Source organism: Sphingobium sp. CR28 (assembly GCF_052327305.1).
Classification (GTDB): Bacteria; Pseudomonadota; Alphaproteobacteria; order Sphingomonadales; family Sphingomonadaceae; genus Sphingobium.
In genome coordinates, this window is sequence record NZ_CP182486.1 from 1,950,003 (window position 1) to 1,969,475 (window position 19,473).

At 65.2% G+C, this 19,473-nt stretch carries 20 protein-coding genes; 6 read left to right on the top strand and 14 right to left on the bottom strand.

The genetic code is table 11. The annotated features are described in order from the left end of the window. The first annotated feature begins 128 nt into the window (after window positions 1–128). The 5 genes from ACNAOH_RS09335 to ACNAOH_RS09355 are packed head-to-tail and all read left to right on the top strand — an operon-like array spanning window position 129 to window position 2,995. Entirely contained in the window at window positions 129–425 is a 297-nt protein-coding gene (locus ACNAOH_RS09335) for a YggT family protein (RefSeq protein ID WP_443969918.1), read from the top strand. After that, a complete protein-coding gene (locus ACNAOH_RS09340; protein ID WP_443969919.1) occupies window positions 422–742 on the top strand; it encodes a DUF167 domain-containing protein in 321 nt (106 codons plus the stop codon). Before ACNAOH_RS09335 ends, ACNAOH_RS09340 begins: the two co-directional genes overlap by 4 nt. Then, complete coding sequence (gene folD, locus ACNAOH_RS09345) at window positions 739–1,632, top strand: bifunctional methylenetetrahydrofolate dehydrogenase/methenyltetrahydrofolate cyclohydrolase FolD (RefSeq protein ID WP_443969920.1); 894 nt, start codon at window positions 739–741, stop codon at window positions 1,630–1,632. Before ACNAOH_RS09340 ends, folD begins: the two co-directional genes overlap by 4 nt. After that, the gene (locus tag ACNAOH_RS09350) at window positions 1,629–2,378 is read left to right on the top strand and encodes a hypothetical protein (protein ID WP_443969921.1); all 750 of its coding nucleotides are present in this window, start codon (window positions 1,629–1,631) and stop codon (window positions 2,376–2,378) included. Before folD ends, ACNAOH_RS09350 begins: the two co-directional genes overlap by 4 nt. Beyond that, window positions 2,375–2,995, top strand: coding sequence for a MarC family protein (locus ACNAOH_RS09355; RefSeq protein WP_443969922.1), 621 nt, complete (start codon window positions 2,375–2,377; stop codon window positions 2,993–2,995). Before ACNAOH_RS09350 ends, ACNAOH_RS09355 begins: the two co-directional genes overlap by 4 nt. Before the next feature lie 6 nt (window positions 2,996–3,001). On the opposite strand, the gene ACNAOH_RS09360 is transcribed toward ACNAOH_RS09355, so the two are convergent. The 8 genes from ACNAOH_RS09360 to ACNAOH_RS09395 form a co-directional block, all read right to left on the bottom strand. Then, window positions 3,002–4,468 (bottom strand): efflux transporter outer membrane subunit, encoded by a 1,467-nt coding sequence (locus ACNAOH_RS09360; protein WP_443969923.1) that lies wholly within the window; start codon window positions 4,466–4,468, stop codon window positions 3,002–3,004. Then, window positions 4,465–7,662, bottom strand: coding sequence for an efflux RND transporter permease subunit (locus ACNAOH_RS09365; protein ID WP_443969924.1), 3,198 nt, complete (start codon window positions 7,660–7,662; stop codon window positions 4,465–4,467). Before ACNAOH_RS09365 ends, ACNAOH_RS09360 begins: the two co-directional genes overlap by 4 nt. A 9-nt stretch (window positions 7,663–7,671) precedes the next feature. Beyond that, window positions 7,672–8,844 carry an efflux RND transporter periplasmic adaptor subunit gene (locus tag ACNAOH_RS09370; RefSeq protein WP_443972096.1) on the bottom strand — a complete coding sequence of 391 codons (1,173 nt, stop codon included), beginning with the start codon at window positions 8,842–8,844 and terminating at the stop codon, window positions 7,672–7,674. 188 nt (window positions 8,845–9,032) lie between these two features. Continuing rightward, entirely contained in the window at window positions 9,033–9,557 is a 525-nt protein-coding gene (gene ssb, locus ACNAOH_RS09375) for a single-stranded DNA-binding protein (RefSeq protein WP_443969925.1), read from the bottom strand. Window positions 9,558–9,642: 85 nt separating this feature from the next. After that, window positions 9,643–11,517: a ferrous iron transporter B gene (gene feoB, locus ACNAOH_RS09380; RefSeq protein ID WP_443969926.1), complete on the bottom strand. Its 1,875-nt coding sequence runs from the start codon at window positions 11,515–11,517 to the stop codon at window positions 9,643–9,645. Further along, the gene (locus ACNAOH_RS09385; protein ID WP_443969927.1) at window positions 11,514–11,777 is read right to left on the bottom strand and encodes a FeoA family protein; all 264 of its coding nucleotides are present in this window, start codon (window positions 11,775–11,777) and stop codon (window positions 11,514–11,516) included. Before ACNAOH_RS09385 ends, feoB begins: the two co-directional genes overlap by 4 nt. Before the next feature lie 69 nt (window positions 11,778–11,846). Next, complete coding sequence (locus tag ACNAOH_RS09390; protein WP_443969928.1) at window positions 11,847–12,530, bottom strand: COQ9 family protein; 684 nt, start codon at window positions 12,528–12,530, stop codon at window positions 11,847–11,849. Beyond that, window positions 12,527–13,420 (bottom strand): DMT family transporter, encoded by an 894-nt coding sequence (locus ACNAOH_RS09395; protein ID WP_443969929.1) that lies wholly within the window; start codon window positions 13,418–13,420, stop codon window positions 12,527–12,529. Before ACNAOH_RS09395 ends, ACNAOH_RS09390 begins: the two co-directional genes overlap by 4 nt. A 130-nt stretch (window positions 13,421–13,550) precedes the next feature. Between ACNAOH_RS09395 and ACNAOH_RS09400 the strand changes: the two genes are divergently transcribed. After that, window positions 13,551–14,639, top strand: coding sequence for an alkene reductase (locus tag ACNAOH_RS09400; RefSeq protein ID WP_443969930.1), 1,089 nt, complete (start codon window positions 13,551–13,553; stop codon window positions 14,637–14,639). A 50-nt stretch (window positions 14,640–14,689) separates the two neighbouring features. Here ACNAOH_RS09400 and ribH read toward each other — a convergent pair whose 3' ends face one another. The 6 genes from ribH to ACNAOH_RS09430 form a co-directional block, all read right to left on the bottom strand. Next, entirely contained in the window at window positions 14,690–15,112 is a 423-nt protein-coding gene (ribH, locus tag ACNAOH_RS09405) for a 6,7-dimethyl-8-ribityllumazine synthase (protein ID WP_443969931.1), read from the bottom strand. A gap of 26 nt (window positions 15,113–15,138) precedes the next feature. Next, a complete protein-coding gene (gene ribB, locus ACNAOH_RS09410; RefSeq protein WP_443969932.1) occupies window positions 15,139–16,428 on the bottom strand; it encodes a 3,4-dihydroxy-2-butanone-4-phosphate synthase in 1,290 nt (429 codons plus the stop codon). Window positions 16,429–16,467: 39 nt separating this feature from the next. Further along, window positions 16,468–17,085 (bottom strand): riboflavin synthase, encoded by a 618-nt coding sequence (locus tag ACNAOH_RS09415; RefSeq protein WP_443972097.1) that lies wholly within the window; start codon window positions 17,083–17,085, stop codon window positions 16,468–16,470. A gap of 58 nt (window positions 17,086–17,143) precedes the next feature. Then, window positions 17,144–18,130, bottom strand: coding sequence for a bifunctional diaminohydroxyphosphoribosylaminopyrimidine deaminase/5-amino-6-(5-phosphoribosylamino)uracil reductase RibD (gene ribD / locus ACNAOH_RS09420; RefSeq protein ID WP_443969933.1), 987 nt, complete (start codon window positions 18,128–18,130; stop codon window positions 17,144–17,146). 1 nt (window position 18,131) lies between these two features. After that, entirely contained in the window at window positions 18,132–18,578 is a 447-nt protein-coding gene (locus tag ACNAOH_RS09425) for a hypothetical protein (RefSeq protein WP_443969934.1), read from the bottom strand. 86 nt (window positions 18,579–18,664) lie between these two features. Further along, window positions 18,665–19,342, bottom strand: a complete 678-nt coding sequence (locus tag ACNAOH_RS09430; RefSeq protein WP_443969935.1) for a TonB family protein — start codon at window positions 19,340–19,342, stop codon at window positions 18,665–18,667. Window positions 19,343–19,473 lie beyond the last annotated feature (131 nt).

A 19,473-nucleotide genomic window follows, 5' to 3' on the forward strand; every position in this document is an offset into this window, starting at 1 on the left:
GGCCGGACGAGCCGCTTTTAGTCGATCCGCGTGCGAGCCTTGCAGAAAAGGCCGCCCCGCCTCCTTGCCCGCTCGCGCCCGCCGCCCTAGTTTGCCTGCATCAAGCCGCAACCGTAACGGGATAGCCGATGGCCTTCGCAATTTTTCAGACTCTGATGATCCTGCTCGACGTCGCCAAGTGGATTATCATCATTCAAGCGATCATGAGCTGGCTTGTCGCCTTCAACGTCATCAACATGAGCAGCGATATCGTCCGCACGATCCTCACTGCGCTCGATCGGATGACGGAGCCGCTCTACCGCCCGATTCGCCGGATCATGCCGGATCTTGGCGCGCTTGACCTGTCGCCCATGGTCGTACTGCTGATTATCATCATCCTGCAGCGCGCGGTGCTGCCCGGACTCTTCGGCTCACTGATGGGGTGAGTGCGTTTCGACGCGACGGCGCCGACCTGATGCTTGCGGTGCGTCTGACGCCGCGCGCACGGCGTCAGGGTCTTCGCGGTCTGTGGACGGATGAGCATGGCGCGCAATGGGTGCAGGCCAGCGTCACTGCGCCGCCGGACAAGGGGCGCGCCAATGCCGCGCTTCTGAGCCTCGTGGCTGAGGTGCTGGAAACGCCCGTTTCGTCGATTTCTCTGGAGACAGGCGCCACCAACCGGCTAAAGCGCCTGAGGATAACCGACGCCGCGCCCGATAAGGAACGGGCTATCCGCATGCTGGCGGGCGAGGACGAGACATGACTTTAGGTAAAAGGATCGACGGCAAGGCGCTCGCCGCGCGACTTCAGGAGAAGGTTGCGCAAAGCGTCACGGCCTTTACGCAGAGTCAGGGTCGCAAGCCGGGTCTGGCTGTCGTGCTGGTGGGCGATGATCCGGCAAGCGCCGTCTATGTGCGGTCCAAGCACCGAATGACGCTGCAGCTCGGCATGGAGAGCTTCGAGTTCGTGCGGCCTGCCACGATTGATCAGGACGAGCTGCTGGAGCTGGTCGAAGAGCTCAATGGCGATCCCCGCGTGGACGGTATTCTCGTGCAGCTCCCCCTGCCGGCCCATCTGGACGCGCAGGCGGTGGTGAACGCCATTAATCCGGACAAGGATGTGGACGGCCTCACGCCGGTCAGCACCGGGCGCCTTGCGCTTGGCCTTCCGGGTCTCGTGCCCTGCACGCCGCTTGGCAGCCTGATGCTGCTCAAAGAGGAACTGGGCGATCTTTCGGGAAAGAACGCGGTCGTCGTCGGCCGCTCCATTCTCGTTGGCAAACCCATGGCGCAGCTGCTGCTCGCCGCGAATTGCACAGTCACGGTGGCGCACAGCCGCACGCAGGATCTCGCGAGCGTCGTGCATCAGGCGGATATCGTCGTCGCGGCGGTGGGTCAGCCCGAGATGGTGAAGGGCGACTGGATCAGGCCCGGCGCGGCCGTCATCGATGTCGGGATCAATCGCGTTCCCGCGCAGGAGGAAGGCAAGACCCGGCTGGTGGGCGATGTGGATACGGCCGGCGCACTCAGCCACGCTGGCGCGATCACGCCAGTGCCCGGCGGCGTTGGCCCCATGACCATCGCGGTCCTCATGCGTAACACGCTCGCCGCCGCTTATATGCGTGCGGGGCTCCCGGTTCCCGAGGGACTTTGATCGCGTCGCTCCGCCTCGCTGTTTGTGCAGCGCTCCTCCTTGCGAGCGCCGGAGCGGACGCGCAGCGGAGATCCGGCGGGCGTGGGGGCTACCCAGAGCCGACCGCCGTCATTCGCGCCGAGATCGCCTTCAATCAGCGGGCACAGGCAGAGGGGCAATGGACGGCCTTCCGCAAGACGGCGGACAAGGACGCGATCATGTTTGTGCCGCAGGCGGCCAACGCGCAGCGCTGGCTGGCCACGCAGGCGAATCCGGCTCAGAGCGTCGTTTGGTGGCCCTCCCGCGTCTACATGTCTTGTGACGGCAGCTATGCCGCCACGACTGGCGGATGGCAGCAGCCCGACGGGTCGGTCGGCTATTTCACTACGCTTTGGCGGCGGCAGAAGAAGGGCGATTATCGCTGGGTATTCGATCATGGCGACGCCCTCCCGGCTTTGCGCACCCAGCGCGAGGACGATCTGGAAGCGAAAGTGGCGGACTGCCCACGCGGGCGCCGCGCGGATGGGGAGCTGGGCGGAGATAGGCCCGGCAAGGCGGAGGTCATCCGCATCGCCAGTCCGCCTCCCGCCAGTGGCGAAGGGCAATCCGATGATGGCAGCCTGCGCTGGCAATGGATGACTCGGCCGGACGGCAGCCGCACCATCTCCGTCTCGATGCGCTATGAAGGCGAGATGCGCACGGTGATAGAGGATGACGTGAAGGCCAGCAGCGTGAAAGCCGCGAGCACGGCGGCGGTCGTCCCATGATGGAGCTGTTCATCTCCGCTTTCATCACGCTGTTCGTGGTGATCGATCCGCCGGGCTGCGCGCCGATCTATTCCAGCCTTACCACTGGCGCTTCGTCCGAGCAGCGGCGAACCATGGCCATTCGTTCGGTGCTCGTGGCAGCGGCCATTCTCACCCTGTTCGGTCTGGTCGGTGAGGATATGCTCAGGACACTGGGCATTGGCCTCGATGCCTTCCGTATCGCGGGCGGCATCATGCTCTTCTTCATCGCGATGGACATGGTGTTCGAGAAGCGCACGCAGCGCCGTGAGGACCGCGCCGAGAAAATCCGCTCCACGCCCGAAGTGGAAGATGTCTCCATCTTCCCCATGGCGATGCCGATGATCGCTGGCCCCGGTTCGATTGCCACCGTCATGCTGCTGATGGCGCGCACGCGCGGTGTCGAGCAGAGCGCGATCGTCTTCGCCGCGCTCGCCGCGAACCTCGTGCTGATGCTGCTTGCGCTGCTCGCGGTGGCACCGATCATGCGCTTCCTTGGTGACAAGGTAGAGGCGGTCATCACGCGCCTGCTGGGCGTCATCCTCGCCGCGCTTGCCGTGCAGTTCGTGCTGGACGGCCTTAGCGGCAGTATCCTCTAGCAGCGATTACTGTTCGGTTGCTGGACGTCTGCCCGGCGGCGGCCCCGAAAAATCGTCGCCACCCAGACTCGTGTAGAGCGTCGCGGTATTCACAGCGTCAGCAAGCTGCGCGTTCACGAGCGTGCGCCGCGCATTAAAGAGCGAGCGCTGCGCGTCGAGGCTGGTGAGGAAATTGTCGATACCGCCCCGGTAGCGCGCATCCGCTAGGCGGAAATTGTCCTCACTGGCTTCCGCTGACGTGCGATTGGCGCGGAGTTGCTCGTTGATAGTGCCACGGCGCGCCAGCGCGTCCGACACATCGCGGAAGGCCGTCTGGATGGCACGCTCATAGCTGGCAAGTGCCGCGTCGCGCTGCGCCTTTGAGACGGCGAGGCCAGCCCGCGCAGTGCCGCCGGCAAAGATGGAGTAGGCCGCGCTGCCCGTTCCGGAATAGTTGAACTGGTTGCTGTCGAAGAGCGAGCTCAGTGCATTGCTGGCGAAGCCGAGCACGCCGGTCAGCGTCAGGCGTGGGAAGAGCGCGGCGCGGGCTGCGCCGATCTGGGCGTTCGCGGCGCGCAGCAGATATTCCGCCTGCACCACATCGGGGCGACGCAGCAGGATCGTGGAATCGAGGCCAGCGCGTGGCGCCTTAAAGGCCGCAATCACGGCGCTCATGTCTTCGGGCAGCAAGGCTGGATCGACGGGCGCGCCGACAATGAGCTGGATGGCGTTCAGATCCTGCGCGATGGCAGTCTTCTGCTCCGCGATGGAAGCACGTGCCGTCTCGAGGATCTGCTCGGCCTGGCGCAGGTCAGTGCGCGGCGCGATCCCGCCGTTCAGGCGGGCGCGCGTCAGCGACACGCTGCGTTCGGCGCTGGCGACCGTTTCCTCGGCGACCTTCAGCAGCGCGCGGTCCGCGCCATATATTGCCCATGCGGAGGCAAGCTCGCCGACCATCGAGAGGCGTGCAGCGCGCGAGGCGGCTTCCTGCGCGAAATAGCGGTCCTGCGCTGCGTTGGTCAGCGATTGAATGCGCCCAAAAAGGTCGAGCTCGTAGCCGGTGACACCCAGATTGACTGAATAGAGCGTGGTCGCGCCGGAGCCTGGAATGACGACGCCGCCGCCAGTTGCCGCACCCGATCCGCCATTGTCCCGCCGCGTCACGCTGTCAGTCAGGTTGATTGCGGGGAAGAGAGCGCCGCGCTGGGCGCGGTACTGCCCACGGGCGACGGCGACGTTCGCAGCCGCCACGCGCAGGTTGCGGTTGTTCGCGAGCGCCTGATCCAGCAGCGTCTGCAACCGGGGATCAGCGAAGATGTCGCGATAGGAAACGCGCGGCAGGTCTGCCTCGCTCTGCTGGAGATAGGCATCGCCCACCGGCCATGACGGCGGCACGGGCAGGTCGGGCTGCTTGTAGCGCGGCGCCATGGTGCAGCCTGCGAGCGCGCAACTGCCGAGCAGGGCGAGCGCGGCTATGCGGGTGCGGCGGATCACTGTGCCGCTCCCTGATAGCCGGTCGGGCGACCGCGCAACTTGGCGAGCCCGTCGCGCGCCGAGCGGCGGACGAGAATGAAGAAGAGCGGAATATAGAAGATTGCCAGGACCGTGGCGGTCAACATGCCGCCGATCACCGCCGTGCCGATGGCGACGCGGCTGTTGGCGCCGGCGCCGGTAGAAATCGCCAGCGGCAGCACGCCGAAGATGAAGGCAAGGCTGGTCATCAGGATCGGGCGGATGCGCAGTCTTGCCGCTTCGATTGCAGCCTCGATCACGCGCCGACCCTTCTTCTCTTCCTGCTCCGCGAACTCGATCATGAGGATCGCGTTCTTCGCGGCGAGGCCCATGGTCGTCAGCAGTCCGATCTGCAGATAGACGTCGTTCTCTAGACCACGCAGCGTCACTGCGAAGACCGCGCCGACGAGGCCGAGCGGAATGACCAGCAGCACCGCGACCGGCACCGACCAGCTCTCATAGAGCGCGGCGAGGCACAGGAACACGACGAGCAACGACAGACCGTAAAGCAGCGGCGCTTGTCCGGAGGAGAGCCGCTCCTGGAACGACACGCCGGACCATGCGACGGCTGTGCCGGGCTCTTCGGCGGCAAGCGCGGCAATGCGGTCCATCGCTTCGCCGGAGCTGACGCCGGGCGCGGCCTGCCCCTGAATCTCGAAGGACGGGATGCCGTTGAACCGGGCGATCGTGGTGGGTGCGGCCGACCATTGCGTATGCGCGAAGGACGAGAAGGGCGCCATGTTTCCGCCCGATCCGCGCACGAACCATGCGCTGAGATCCTCGGGCTTGGAGCGATAGGGCGCATCGCCCTGAACGAACACGCGCTTCACACGGCCACGGTCGATGAAGTCGTTGACGTAGCGGCCGCCCCATGCGGTCGAAAGGGTGTTGTTGACGTCGCCCTGACTGAGGCCGAGGGCTGCGAGCTTCTGCTGGTCGATTTCGACCTGAAGCGTCGCCACATCAGGCAGATCGCTTAGGCGCACGCCGGTCAGCATGGGGTCGCGCTCCGCTGCCGCAACCAGCCTGTCGCGCGCCGCGATGAATTCCTCGCGGCTGAGCCCGCTCACATTCTGGAATTGCATGTTGAAGCCGCTCGACTGGCCAAGGCCACGCACGGCCGGGGGCAGGAGCACGAAGACCTGTGCATCGCGCAGTCCGCGGAACGCTGCGGTGGCCCGCCGTGCAATCGCTTCGGCACTGCCGCGTTCACCGGTGCGCTCCGACCAGTCGGCGAAGTTGATGAAGCCCTGACCGGCATTCTGGCCGGTTCCGCCACCGCCGCCGCCGCCAGCGGAGATGAAGAGGGTCTTCATGTACTTCTGCTCGTGATTGAGGAAGTAGCGCTCGATTTCCTGCTGCACCGTCAGAGCGCGGGGCTGGGTCGCGCCCGCCGGCAGGCGGAACTGGATTTGCGCCGCGCCCTGATCCTCGGTTGGCAGGAAGCCCGTGGGCAGGCGCAGGAACATGATCGCAAGGATCGCGACGACGACAGCGTAGATCGCGAGGAAAATCCATTTGCGGTCGACGACATAAGTGATGCTGGCGGTGTACCGCTCGACGCCGCGCTCGAAACCACGATTGAAGCGTTCGCTTCCCGATTTCATCCAGCCGGCAATGCGCGGGAACCGGCGTTCAAGGAAGGATGGCGGTGGCTCCTGGCCATGCGGCAGGCTGGGTTTGAGCAGCGTGGCGGTGAGCGCGGGGCTGAGGATCAGCGCCACGAAGACCGAGAGCACCATCGACGCCACGATGGTGAGGGAGAATTGCCGGTAAATGACGCCGGTGGACCCGCCGAAAAACGCCATGGGGACGAACACGGCGGAGAGCACGACGGCAATCGCGACGAGCGCGACCTGAATTTCCTTCATGGACTGAATCGTCGCCTCGCGCGGCGACATGCCGGGATTCTCTTCCAGCAGACGCTCGACATTCTCCACCACGACGATCGCGTCGTCGACCAGCAGGCCGATGGCAAGCACGAGCCCGAACAGAGTGAGCGTATTGATCGAGAAGCCGGCAACATAGAAGACGGCGAATGTGCCCAGCAGCACCACCGGCACCGCGATGGTGGGGATGAGCGTCGCGCGCCAGCTCTGCAGGAACACGAACATCACCAGCACGACGAGCACGATCGCTTCGAGCAGCGTCTTCACCACCTCGTCGATGGAGAGGCGGATGAAGTCGGTCGTGTCATTGGCATAGGCGAATTTAAGGCCGGGAGGGAAACCCTTGGAGAGACGCTCGACCTCGGCTTTGACCGCATCGGATGTCTTGAGCGCGTCCGCGCCGGGAGCCAGGCTGATGGACATGCCCGCGCCCGGATAGCCGTTGATCTTGCTGACCTGATTATAGTTTTCCGCGCCCATCTCGACCCGCGCCACATCGCCCACGCGCACCGTTGCGCCATTGGGCTGGGTCTTGAGGATGATGTTGCGGAACTGCTCGGGCGTCTGCAGGCGCGACTGCGCCGTGACAGTCGCGTTGAGCATCTGCTCCGGCGGCATGGGTTGCCCGCCCAGTTCGCCTGCCGCGACCTCGGTATTCTGGTTCTGGATGGCAGTGATGACGTCGCCGGGCATCAGCTGATAGCTGACCAGTCGCTCGGGGTTCAGCCAGATGCGTATCGCATAGGGCGAACCGAAGACGTTGACGTCGCCCACACCCTCGATGCGCGAGAGCGAATCCTGAATGTTCGACGTGAGATAGTCGGCGACGTCGCGATTGGTGCGCGTGCCGGTCTCGTCATAGGTGCCGACGAGCAGCAGCGAGTCCGGGTTGGACTTGGAGACGCGAATGCCCTGCTGCTGCACCTGCTGGGGCAGGCGCGCGATTGCCGACTGAATCTGGTTCTGGACCTGAACCTGGGCAATGTCCGGGTCCGTACCCTGCGTGAAGGTGGCGGAGATCGTCACCTGGCCGCGCGAGCTGGAGCTGGAGCTGAAGAAAAGCAGCCCGTCGATGCCGGTGAGCTGCTGCTCCAGAACCTGCGTCACGGAGTTCTGGAGTGTCTCGGCGGATGCGCCGGGATAGCTCGCGCGAATATTCACCTGCGGCGGCGCGACGTCAGGATATTGCGCCTTGGGCAGCGAGAAAATCGCGCCGATTCCGGCCAGCATGGTGATGATGGCGATCACCCATGCGAAAATCGGGCGATCAATGAATATGCGCGACATTGCTCTGGCTCAGCCCCGCTTGTCTGGCGTGGCGCCCGGACCGCGCTGCCCCCGCTTGGGTGGCTCGGCGCGTTGCGGGGTGTCCGCCGGCACGGGCTTGATCGGGGCATCGGGGCGCAACTGGCCAGTGCCTTGCACGATCACCTTGTCGCCCGCCTTGAGGCCGTCGGTCACGACCCAGTTGGCGCCGTCGGCGCGCTGGATGGTGATGACGCGTCGCACGGCTTTGTTCCCCGGCCCAACGAGGAAGACGCTGGCTTCGCCGGTCGCCTGTCGCGTGACGGCTTCCTGGGGCACGAGAATCGCGCGCGTGTTGATTGCCTGATCGAACTGGGCGCGCACGAACATGCCGGGCAGCAGCACTCCGTCCGGATTGGGGAAGGTCGCGCGGAGCGTCACGGTGCCGGTCGAGGGATCGACAGTCACTTCGGAGAATTCGATGGTGCCGGTCGGTCCGTAGTTGCTGCCGTCTTCGAGCAGCAGCTTCACGCGCGCCTGCGTGGCGGAGAGCCCGCCCTGACTGATCGACCGGCGCAGCGCGAGCAGATCCGCGCTCGACTGCTGGATATCGACGAAGATCGGGTCGAGCCGCTGGATCGTTGCCAGTGGATCGGCCTGGTTGACCGTTACCAGCGCGCCCTCGGTAAAGAGCGAGCGGCCGATGCGTCCGGTGATCGGCGCGGGAACCGTGCTGAAGCGCAGGTTGATCCGCGCCGTCTCCAGCTGCGCGCGGGTCTGCGCGACGCTTGCCTTTGCCTGCAGCGCGGTGGCGTTGGCGTCGGTGTAATCCTGCTTGGAGACTGCTTCCATTTCGGCCAGCGGCTTCAAGCGTTCGGCGCGGACAGAGGCTGCGGAGGCTGTCGCCTGCGCGCTCTGGAAGTTGGCTTCCGCCTGATTGACGGCGGCGCGATAAAGCTGAGGATCGATCTGGTAGAGGGTCTGGCCCTGACGAACCAGCGAGCCTTCCTTGAAGAAGCGGCGCTGGATGACGCCGCTGACCTGCGGGCGCACTTGCGAGCTTTGAAAGGCGACGGTACGCCCCGGCAGATCGGCGACGACCGGCACGCTGCTGGATTTCACGACCACGAAGCCGACGCTCAGGGGCCCCTGAGCACCGCGTCTTTGGCCCCCCTCCTCTTTGCTGCCCCCTCCGCATGCCGCCAACGGCAGCACAACGCATATTGTTGCAGCTCGGCAGATCTTGCCGGCTTCAGTCCACAGCTTCGCCAACTTATTTCGCCCGGTCGAGTTTTGAGAAACAGAAAATTACGCTGAATGCTAGATGCGCTGCTTCTTCCTAATGTGGCAACGTCTATTTTGTCGTATTTTGTAGACGGGTGGGGCGAGGCTTTCCGTAAGGTTCTGACGGACTAAAACGGGATCTCGTCATCGTCGAAGCCGTCATTGAAAGTCCGGCCGCCACCAGACGACCCGGCACCGCCGGAGGCACCGCCCGAGCGATTGCCATAACCGCCCGAATCGCCACCACCCTGGTTCCAGCCTTCGCTGCGGCCGCCACCGCCGCCTTGTCCGCCACCACCTTGCGCGCCGTCCAGCATGGTCATCACCGAGCCGGGGCCGGAAAGCACGACTTCTGTCGAGTAGCGGTCCTGGCCGTTCTGGTCCTGCCATTTGCGGGTCTGAAGCTGGCCCTCAATATAGACCTTCTTACCCTTCTTCAGGTAGCGCTCGGCCACGCCGATCAAACCGTCGGAGCGAATGACGACACTGTGCCACTCAGTGCGTTCGCGGCGTTCCCCGCTTGCACGGTCGGTCCAGTTCTCGCTGGTGGCGATGCGTAGATTGCAGATGCGGCCACCATTGGAGAAGCTCTTCACTTCCGGGTCAGCCCCCAGATTTCCGACGAGAATGACCTTGTTGACGCTGCCGGACATGGCTCAATGCTTTCTGCTGAAGGGCTGGGATGGGGGCCGCTTATAACCCGGCACTGCGCCCCGTCTAGTGCCAAGGCGCGCGCGTTCAGAGTCCCGCTGCCCGCGCCGTCCAGTAGGTGATGCCCGCGGCTATATAGGCAAGCGCGAAGAGATAGCCGAGCATGAAGAGCGGCCAACGCCAGCCGTTCGTCTCGCGCTTCGTCACGGCGATGGTGGAGATGCATTGCGGCGCGAACACGAACCAGGCGAGGAAGGCCAGCGCGGTCGGCAGGGACCAGCGCCCTTTCAGCCGTTCCGCCAGCGACCTAGCGGTTGCGTCCTCGTCGTCGCCAGCGTCGATGGCGTTAGCAGTGGCAAGCGCCGCAACAGCGACCTCACGCGCGGCCATGGCGGGAATGAGCGCCAGCGCGATATCGTGATTGAAGCCGATGGGCCGAACGATCGGTTCCAGCGCGTGAGCAACCCGGCCCGCCGCGCTATAGTCCACGGCGCCCACGTCACTGCCCTCGGGCGGTTTAGGGTAGGAGAGCAACAGCCACAACACCACCGTCGTACCGAAGATGATCGTGCCGGCGCGCTTGAGGAAAATCGCGGCGCGCTGCCACAGGCCGATCAGCACGTCGCGCAGCAGCGGCATCTGATATTTGGGAAGCTCCATCAGGAAGCCGCTGCTCTTGCCCTTTGCCACGCTCATCCGCAGCACGGCTGCGGCCAGCAGGGCGCCGGCAATGCCCGCGACATAGAGGCCGAAAAGCACGAGGCCCTGCAGCCCGATACCGCCGCCCACGTTCGTGTTGGGGATGAACGCGCCAATGATGAGGGTGTAGACCGGCAGCCGCGCCGAGCAGGTCATGAGCGGTGCGATCAGGATGGTGGTGAGCCGGTCCTTCGGGTCGGCAATCGTGCGCGTCGACATGATGCCCGGCACTGCGCAGGCAAAGCTGGAGAGCAGCGGGATGAACGCCCGGCCCGAGAGTCCGACGCGCGCCATAAGCCCGTCCATAAGGAAAGCGGCGCGGGTCATGTAGCCCGTCGCTTCCAGCATCAGGATGAAGAAGAAGAGAATGAGGATTTGCGGCAGGAAAACGAGGACTGAGCCGACGCCGTTGATAAGGCCTTCGACGATCAGGCCCCGGAAGAACCCATCGGGCAGAGTTTCCTCCACGACGCCCTGAAGCGCCGCGAAAGCGTCTTCGATCATTGCGATCGGCGCTTCCGACCAGCTGAACACGGCCTGGAAAATCACGAACAGCAGCGCGAGCAGAATGAGCGGGCCAAAAACGGGATGGAGCGCCACCTTGTCCACGGCGCCGGAGAGGCGACGGCTCGCCGTCTCGGAGACGATCGCCGCGCGCGCGATGCGTCGCGCTTCCCGCCGTGTCGCCGCCTCGTCTCCCGTTGCGTCGAGGGCGGGGACGGACTTTGCCTCTCCGGCCGGCAGCGTGAAAGGCGCGAGTTCGACCAGCTTGGCGCGCAACTCGTCGAGGCCGCGCTTGCGCACCGCCACTGTCGGGATCACGGGCACGCCCAGCTCCGCCGCGAGAATCGCCGGATCGATCTCCAGCCCGTCGCGCGCGGCAAGGTCGACCATGTTGAGCGCCACGACCGTGGGCTGGCCCAGCGCGATCAGTTCCAGCGCGAAGCGCAGATGATTGTCGAGATTGGCGGCATCGACGACGACGACCAGAATGTCGGGCCGCTTTTCGCCTGCCTGCTGCCCCAAAATCACGTTGCGCGTGACTTGCTCGTCAGGGCTCGACGGCGTCAGCGAATAGGTGCCCGGCAGATCGACGATGTCGGCGCTGCGTCCATCGGGCAGGTCCACGCGCCCGAGTTTGCGCTCCACCGTGACACCGGGATAGTTGCCGACCTTCTGCCGTGCACCGGTCAGCGCGTTGAAGAGCGCGCTCTTCCCGGCATTGGGGTTGCCGACCAGGGCAATGAGGGGCAGCGCGCTCATGGCTTGCTTGCGCCTTCATCGCTCACAGGACGGACGCTGACCGCGTCGGCATGATTGGAGCGCATCGCGACGATCATGCGGCCGACGCGACAGGCAATGGGTCCACGCCCGAGCCAGCCGCTCCGATGCAGCAGCTCGATCTCCACGCCTTCTTCAAGGCCGAGTTCGCGAAGCCGGCGACCTTCCTCGGTGGAGAGCGCGGCCCAGTCCACATGATCGATATGGGCTGTTGTGCGAGGAGGGAGGGACGGTAAGCGCACGGGAAACGGGAACTCTCAGGACATCGGAATTGCGACCGATTATCAATATCGCTTCATTGGCGCAATCCTTCATCGCGCAGGGTAGCGCAATCGTCCCAGGAACCGCGTCATGCTGAAATGATTATCGGCACGACCAGTGAAGCTCGCCTTGGCCTTTTCGAACCGCATGATCCCTTCGATTCGCCGGGCGAGGAAAGCGCGGCTTTCGGCGAAGGCTTCGCTCTCGTCGTTGACGAACACAAGCAGCGTGGCGGCATAGACGGCGCCCAGCATCGTCCGCTTGGTGTAGTGATTATAGTCGGTCGCCTTATCCCCCGCTGCGCGCCACATCACGTCCGCCGCGCGCCAGCCGAGCTTCATGCCATGGGCGACATTGCCGGGCCGGGCCAAAATGGCCTGCGCGCGACGAAGCGATTCGCGCTGCGGCGCCAGCAGAGTGAGCCGGGCCTCGACGAGGCTGGTGATGCGCTCGCGGATCTTCATTGCTGCCAGCGCCTCGATGGGCAGGGCTTCGAGCATCGCGGTGTCTATGCTGGCGAACCAGGCATCGATCATTGCCATTGTCCCGCCGTCGAAGGCCAGCGCGGCCACGTCCCGGTCGACGCCTGCCTGATCGGCGGCCATGTCCCGAGCCGCCTTGCCCCACCCGTCGAAGGCGGCATTTGCGGCGATTCCCGGCGCCAGTCGCAGGCGGAGGGCGTCGAGGGTTTCGTCCGGCGCGAGGCCGGAGGGTGCGGGGGCAGGAGCGCTCATGCCTCGTCTTCTAGCGGTTTCGCTTGCGGCGCTCCAGCAGGAAGGCGCACCAGCACCAGCGCGAAGGCAATGATGGCCGCTCCAGCGAAATCGATGGCTGACAGCGTTTCTCCAAAGCCGATCCAGCCGATGATCGCGCTGACGACGGGCTGGGTGAGCAGCGCAAGGCCAATGACGAGCGGCGTGAAGTGCGGCAGCGCATAAGTGAGCAACCCCTGACCGATAATCTGGCTGACAAGGGCGATACCGATCAGCGGTAGCCAGTTTCGCGGCATGATGCGCTCGCCTGCGGCGACTGCCATGAGCAGCACCACAGGCGCACAGGCGGCGGTCGAGAGCGCGAGCAGCCACCACGTCGGCAGTGTCCGGCGCGCCGACTGCATCACCAGCAGATAGCCGACGTAGAAAAGCCCGGCGAGAACGCAGAGCAGATCGCCCACCAGATGGTCGCGCGACGCCTCGTAGCTGCTGCCCATCAGCAGCAGGGCGCCAGCCAGCGCGATGGCGAGGGCGATCCATTGCAGCCGGGTTGGCCATGTGCGCGTCACCGCGATGGCGACCAGCGGCAGGATCAGGCTGGTGCAATTCCCGAAGAGGGTCGCATTGGCGAGCTTGGTCTGAAGAATGCCGACATGCCAGCTCGCCAGGTCGAGCGCGAAGAAGATGCCGCCGAGCATGACGAGGCCGATCAGCCGCTTCTGGCCGACGAGCGCTGGCGCCTTTTCCCGCGCGGCGAAGATCAGCAGCACCGGCAGCGCGAGCATCATTCGCCAGAAACCCGCCGCGATTGGCCCGGTATCGGAAACGCGCACGAGCCACGGGCCGTTGGCGAGGGCGATGTTGCCGAGGATGAGTGCGACGAAAGCCAGGCCTTGGACAGGGAAAGCCATTCTTGATCTGTGCGAGATTGACGGCGACATTGCCGGTCCCTAGCTCAGCGGCATCGGCAAGTCCCGTTTCAACTTGAAACTGATTTGGCGACTGGCCGTTCAGGATCCCCGTCTTCAGGAGACGTTTGGTATGACAGATTCCGCTTCTCTCTTCGCGCCACTTGCAGCCGGTGCGCTTTCCCTGCCCAATCGCATCGTCATGGCGCCCCTCACGCGGGCGCGCAGCACCCGGGACCATGTGCCGACCCCGCGCATGGCGACCTATTACGCGCAGCGCGCCTCCGCCGGTCTCATCATCAGCGAGGCGACGGGCATCAGCCCGCAGGGGCTGGGCTGGCCTTATGCGCCGGGCCTGTGGAACGCCGCGCAGGTCGAGGCATGGAAGCCGATCACGGCCGCAGTGCACGAGGCGGGCGGGCGCATCGTCGCGCAACTCTGGCACATGGGCCGCGTGGTGCATTCCTCGGTCACGGGCGAGCAGCCCGTCTCGTCCAGCGCCACGACCGCGCCGGACCATGCGCATACCTATGAGGGCAACCAGCCCTATGAGCAGGCCCGGCCGCTCGGCGTTGAAGAGATTCCGGGACTGCTGGAAGATTATCGCAAGGCGGCGCGCAATGCTCTCGAAGCGGGCTTTGACGGGGTCGAGATTCACGGCGCCAATGGCTACCTCATCGACCAGTTCCTGCGGGACGGCACCAATGCGCGCACGGACGACTATGGCGGCTCGATCGAGAATCGGGCGCGGCTTCTGTTCGAGGTCGTGAACGCCGTGGTGGGCGTGGTCGGCGCGGATCGCACGGGCTTGCGCCTTTCGCCCAATGGCGACGCGCAGGGCGTTATCGACAGCAATCCCGAGCCGCTCTTCGCTTATGTCGCGACCGAGCTGGAGAAGATCGGCCTCGCCTATCTGCACCTGCGCGAATCGCGTCCAGGCGGCACGTTCCGCCCCAGCGATCAGGCGCCGCTGGCGCCCGTCATTCGCAAGCACTTCACTGGCGCGCTCATTCTCAACGGTGATTATACGGCGGATCGGGCCGCTGCGACGGTCGCTGCCGGTGAGGCGGATGCGATTGCCTTCGGGCGGCCCTTCATCGCCAACCCCGATCTGGTGTCGCGCATCCGCACCGGCGCGCCGCTGAACGCGCCGAACCCCTCGACATTCTATAGTCAGGGGGATGAGGGCTACACGGATTATCCGGTCGCCGTGCCGGCCTGATAACATTGTTCACGGACGGCGGCGTCTTCAGGGCGCCGCCGTTTGGCGTTTCAGCCCGCCAGTTTCTGCGCGAGGTCGAACATCCCGATCGCTGCCTTCGCAGCCCCGCCGCCCTTGTCGCTCTGCGCGGGGTCGGCACGGACGATCGCCTGCGCTTCGTTTTCCACGGTGAGGATGCCGTTGCCGATGGCGATGCCATCCATTGTGAGCGCCATCAGCCCCCGCGCGCTCTCGTTTGAGACCACTTCGAAGTGATAAGTCTCACCCCGGATGACTACGCCTAAAGCGACGAAGCCGTCATAGCGCCCGCTTTCCGCCGCCATGGCGATGGCGCCGGGGATTTCGAGCGCGCCCGGCACGGTGATGACGTCCGCCTTGTGCCCTGCATCCTCCAGCGCGGCCTTGGCGCCTTCGATCAGCATGTCGTTGAGGTGGCCGTAGAAGCGCGCTTCCACGATGAGAAACTTGGCCATGAGTGTCTGTCCTTTTGCGCTGCGCGTCAGTCGAGCGGAATGGGCCGCTGCTCGACGACGGAGAGGTCGTAACCGTCGAGTGCGACGAGATTATAGTTGCTGTTGGTGAGCAGGATCATGTCGTGCACGCCCAGTTCGGAGAGGATCTGCGCGCCCGTGCCATAATTGCGCAGCTCGTCGGTCATGCCGCCTGGCCCGCCCGGCGTCTCGCGCTCCGCCATTTGTCGGGCGAAGCGATCCGTATCCGGCCGGATGAGCACGACGACGATGCCGGCTCCCGCCTCGGCGATCATCTCCATGGCGCGGCCGAGCAGGCCCGCGCGCGAACCTTCCTCGCCGAACACATCCGAGAAGATCGAGATCTGGTGCATGCGGACAAGCACCGGACTGTCTGGGGAGATTTGGCCCTTGATAAGGGCGATCTGCTCGGTTCGCGAGGCGTGGTTGAAGAAGGTGATGGCGCGCCACTCGCCGCCCCACCGGCTGGTGAAGGTCGCCTCGGCCCGCCGCTCGATCATGTGGTCGTTGCGGCGGCGATAGGCGATGAGGTCGCGAATCGTGCCGATCTTGAGCTTGTGGCGCTGCGCGAAGAGCATGAGATCGTCGAGCCGCGCCATCTCGCCGTCGTCCTTCATGATCTCGCAGATCACGCCGGCGGGCGTGAGGCCCGCGAGCCGGGCGACATCCACGGCGGCCTCGGTGTGGCCGGCGCGGACCAGCACGCCGCCGTCCTGCGCGACCAGCGGGAAGACATGGCCCGGCGTGACGATATGCTCGCGGCCTTTTGCGGCGTCGATGGCCACGGAGATGGTGCGCGCCCGGTCGGCAGCGCTGATCCCGGTGGTGACGCCGTCGCGCGCTTCGATCGAGATGGTGAATGCCGTCTCGTGGCGCGTGCCGTTGTTGCGGCTCATCAGATCGAGGCCGAGTTGCTCGACCCGCGTTCTGGAGAGCGCGAGACAAATGAGCCCACGCCCGTGCGTCGCCATGAAGTTGATTGCGTCGGGCGTAGCCATCTGCGCGGGGATGACGAGATCGCCTTCGTTCTCGCGGTCCTCGTCATCCACCAGGATGAACATGCGGCCATTGCGCGCTTCGTTTATGATTTCCTCGGCGGAGGCGAGCGCGGTGCCATGCGCGCGGGCATGGAGATAGTCCTGCAGCTTGCCCAGCGTCTCGACCGTGGGGTTCCAGTCCGCTTCGTCGAGACGGCGGAGACTGTTGGCATGGAGGCCCGCCGCACGGGCAAGCCCGGAGCGAGACATGGTGCCTTCGCGCACCAATGTGCGGGCCTGCGAGATGACTTCGATGTCCATGACGGTGTTGGTATCACATTAAAATGTGATCGACCAAGATTATTTGGCTACTGTCGTCCCAAGCAGCGATTGCATCCGCCCCAGATAGCGCGCCAATACGTCGATCTCGAGATTGACGGCGCTTCCCGCCGCCAGACTGCCCAGCGTCGTCACCTGCGCGGTGTGAGGGATCATGTTGAAACCGAAGACGGTGCCGCGTTCATCGTCCGTCACGGCGTTCACTGTCAGGGAAACGCCATTCACGGCGATCGATCCCTTGGGCGCCACATAAGCCGCGATTGCCGGTGGCACCGCAATATCTACCCGGTGCGAATCGCCTTCCTGCCGGACGCGCAGCACAGTCCCCACGCCATCGACATGGCCAGTGACGATGTGACCGCCCAGCTCGTCCCCCACCTTGAGCGCGCGCTCCAGATTGAGCCGCTGCCCTTCCGCCCACAGACCCGGAGCGCTCCGCGCCACCGTCTCGGCGGAGAGGTCCACGGCAAACCAGTCCGGTCCCTTCTCCACCACAGTGAGGCAAACGCCCGAGCAGGCAATGGAGGCGCCGATGGCGACCCCGTCCATCTCGTAGGCGCAGCCGATGACGAGGCGCAGGTCGCCGCGCTGCTCGGCTGTCTGGATGGTTCCGATGTCGGTGACGATGCCAGTGAACATGGGTGTGCGGTCCAATGATCTTCGCTTGCCCCAAGCGGGCAGGGTTGGTTGCGATGCTCTATGCCGCCCGCATCCGCTCGTAAACCTCCAGCCGGTCGGGGCCGAATATGCGGCTGTCCTCCAGTCGCCAGCGGCCATGCGCCTCGGAAAGGCTAGCGAGGCCAATGTCGCCCAGCCCCGGCTTCCCGGTCCCGATCAGGATCGGCGCGCGGTAGAGCAGCAGGCGGTCGACAAGGTCGGCGGCAAGGAAAGCCGCTGCCGTCTTCGCCCCGCCTTCGACGAGCAGATGGTCGCCGGGCAGGGTCATAGTCCCGATCTCCTCCGGCGCCGCAATGCGCGACCAGCCGTCCGGGACGTTACGACTGTCCGAACTCAGTAGAACCGGCGTCGGGCTGTGCGACTCGAGACCGGGCAGGCGGACGTCCAGTCGCGGCGCATCCGCTTTCAGCGTGCCCCGGCCCACGAGAATCAGCTCGTGGTTCGCGCGCTCGACATGCGCGTGCGCGCGTGCCGCAGGGCCAGTGATCCAGCGGCTGGTGCCATCCGCCAGTGCGATGCAGCCGTCGAGCGACGTGGCGAGCTTGAGCGTCACGAAAGGGCGACTCCGGCCCTGCCGCGCGAGAAAGCCCGCCATAGCCCGCTTCGCTTCGCGCTCCATCAGTCTGGATTGTACGGTGATTCCCGCTTCGCGCAGTCGGGCGATGCCTGCGCCGTTCGTGCGCGGATCAGGGTCTTGCAGGGCGATCACGACGCGCGCGATCCCGGCGTCGATCAGCAGATCAGTGCAGCATGGCCCGCGTGGCGAGACATGGGCGCAGGGCTCCAGGCTGACATAAGCGGTCGCGCCGCGTGCCGCGTCGCCTGCCTGCGCGAGTGCTATTGCCTCGGCATGAGGGCGCCCGCCCGGCGACGTGACCCCACGCCCGAGCACGCGGCCGTCGTCATTAACGATGATGCAGCCGACATTCGGGCTGGGGCAGGTTCGCCCATAGGATCGGTAAGACAGGCGAATCGCGGCCGCCAGCCACGCCTCGTCGCTTGCCAAGTCAGCGGGCTCCGGGCTTCTGGTTTTCGCGGGCTTCCGCCGTGGCAAGGCGCTGGTCGAGCTGCTTGTTGATCGCCGCGATGATGGCCTGCCTGCGCTCGCGGTTGCGTGCCTCGTCCTTGCGCCAGTCGATGCCGAAGGTGTCGGCGACGGACTGGAACTCCTTCTGCTTGCTTGCCAGCGCCGCCTCATAATTGGCGAGGTCCAGTTTCTGCTGGCGGATAACGTCGCTGTCCTTGCGGTCGGCCATCCAGCTCTCGACGTAGATGATTTCCTTCTTCTTCTCGATGTGAGGAGTGGAGTCCACGTAGAAGGCCCAGATCCAGAAGCCGGTCAGCGCGCAGGAGAGGCCGAGGATCGGCCATTTATGCGGACGATCCCCGCGAAACATGTCGAGGAGATCGGCAAAGGCGTTCTTCGGTGAAACGGGGCGGGGCAATATGGCCATGGCGCCTAGATAGGCTGAGTTGGGGATTCGTGCAAAGGCTGCGGGCGAGGCGACCCAAAGGACCGTCCGCGCCCGCCCCCATGCGTTCAGTTCTGCATGCGGAACTGAACGGTCAGCTCTTTCTCGGTCGCGATGGCGACGCCGTCACGAGTCGCGGGCCGGAAGCGCCATTTGGAGAGCGCCTGCCGTTCGGTCGGGGCGCAGAAGGCGGGATCGCTGCTCCGCACGGCGGAGGCGCTGGTCACGCGGCCCCGCATATCGATGGTGACGCGCACCGTGCAGCTTCCTTCCTCGCCCAGCCGCAGCTTGGCCGGTGGATAGGCGGGCTGGAAGGCGTCCGCATAGCGCGGATCGGCGCTGGCGCTGGTCAGCACGGGTTGCCGAGCGGGCGGCGGGACGGTTTCAAAATAGGGAATATAGGGCGGCGGAGGATCGACGCTCGTGGTCTCGCCACCGATTCGTGGCCCCTCACTGCCGAGAACGGAGTCGATTACGGTCGGTCGCTGATCCAGCGGTTTGGACTTGGCATGCGTGGCAATCACTTTCGGCTCGATACGAGGTTTCTCGACCGGCCTTGGCGCGGGCGGCATTGGCACGTTCGTCACGATGAGCCGCGTGATTCTCTCCACCGGGATCAGTTCTGGCGGAAGCGCGATGACGATCGCGGCGACGCCGACATGCACGGCGATCGCGGCGCCAAGTGCGCCCGGCGAGATGGAACGGCGGCTGGAAAAACGGGATGGAGCAAGCGCAAGATCGGTCATGGCATTCCCTCCTTGTGCCGGCCGTCTTTGATCCTGCCGGCTAAAGGTAAAGTTACAACATTACATGCGATCGGCAAAGAGCTTTCTATGGGTGGCCATGCCTGCTGTCCTTGCGGGCTGGGGCTGGCATT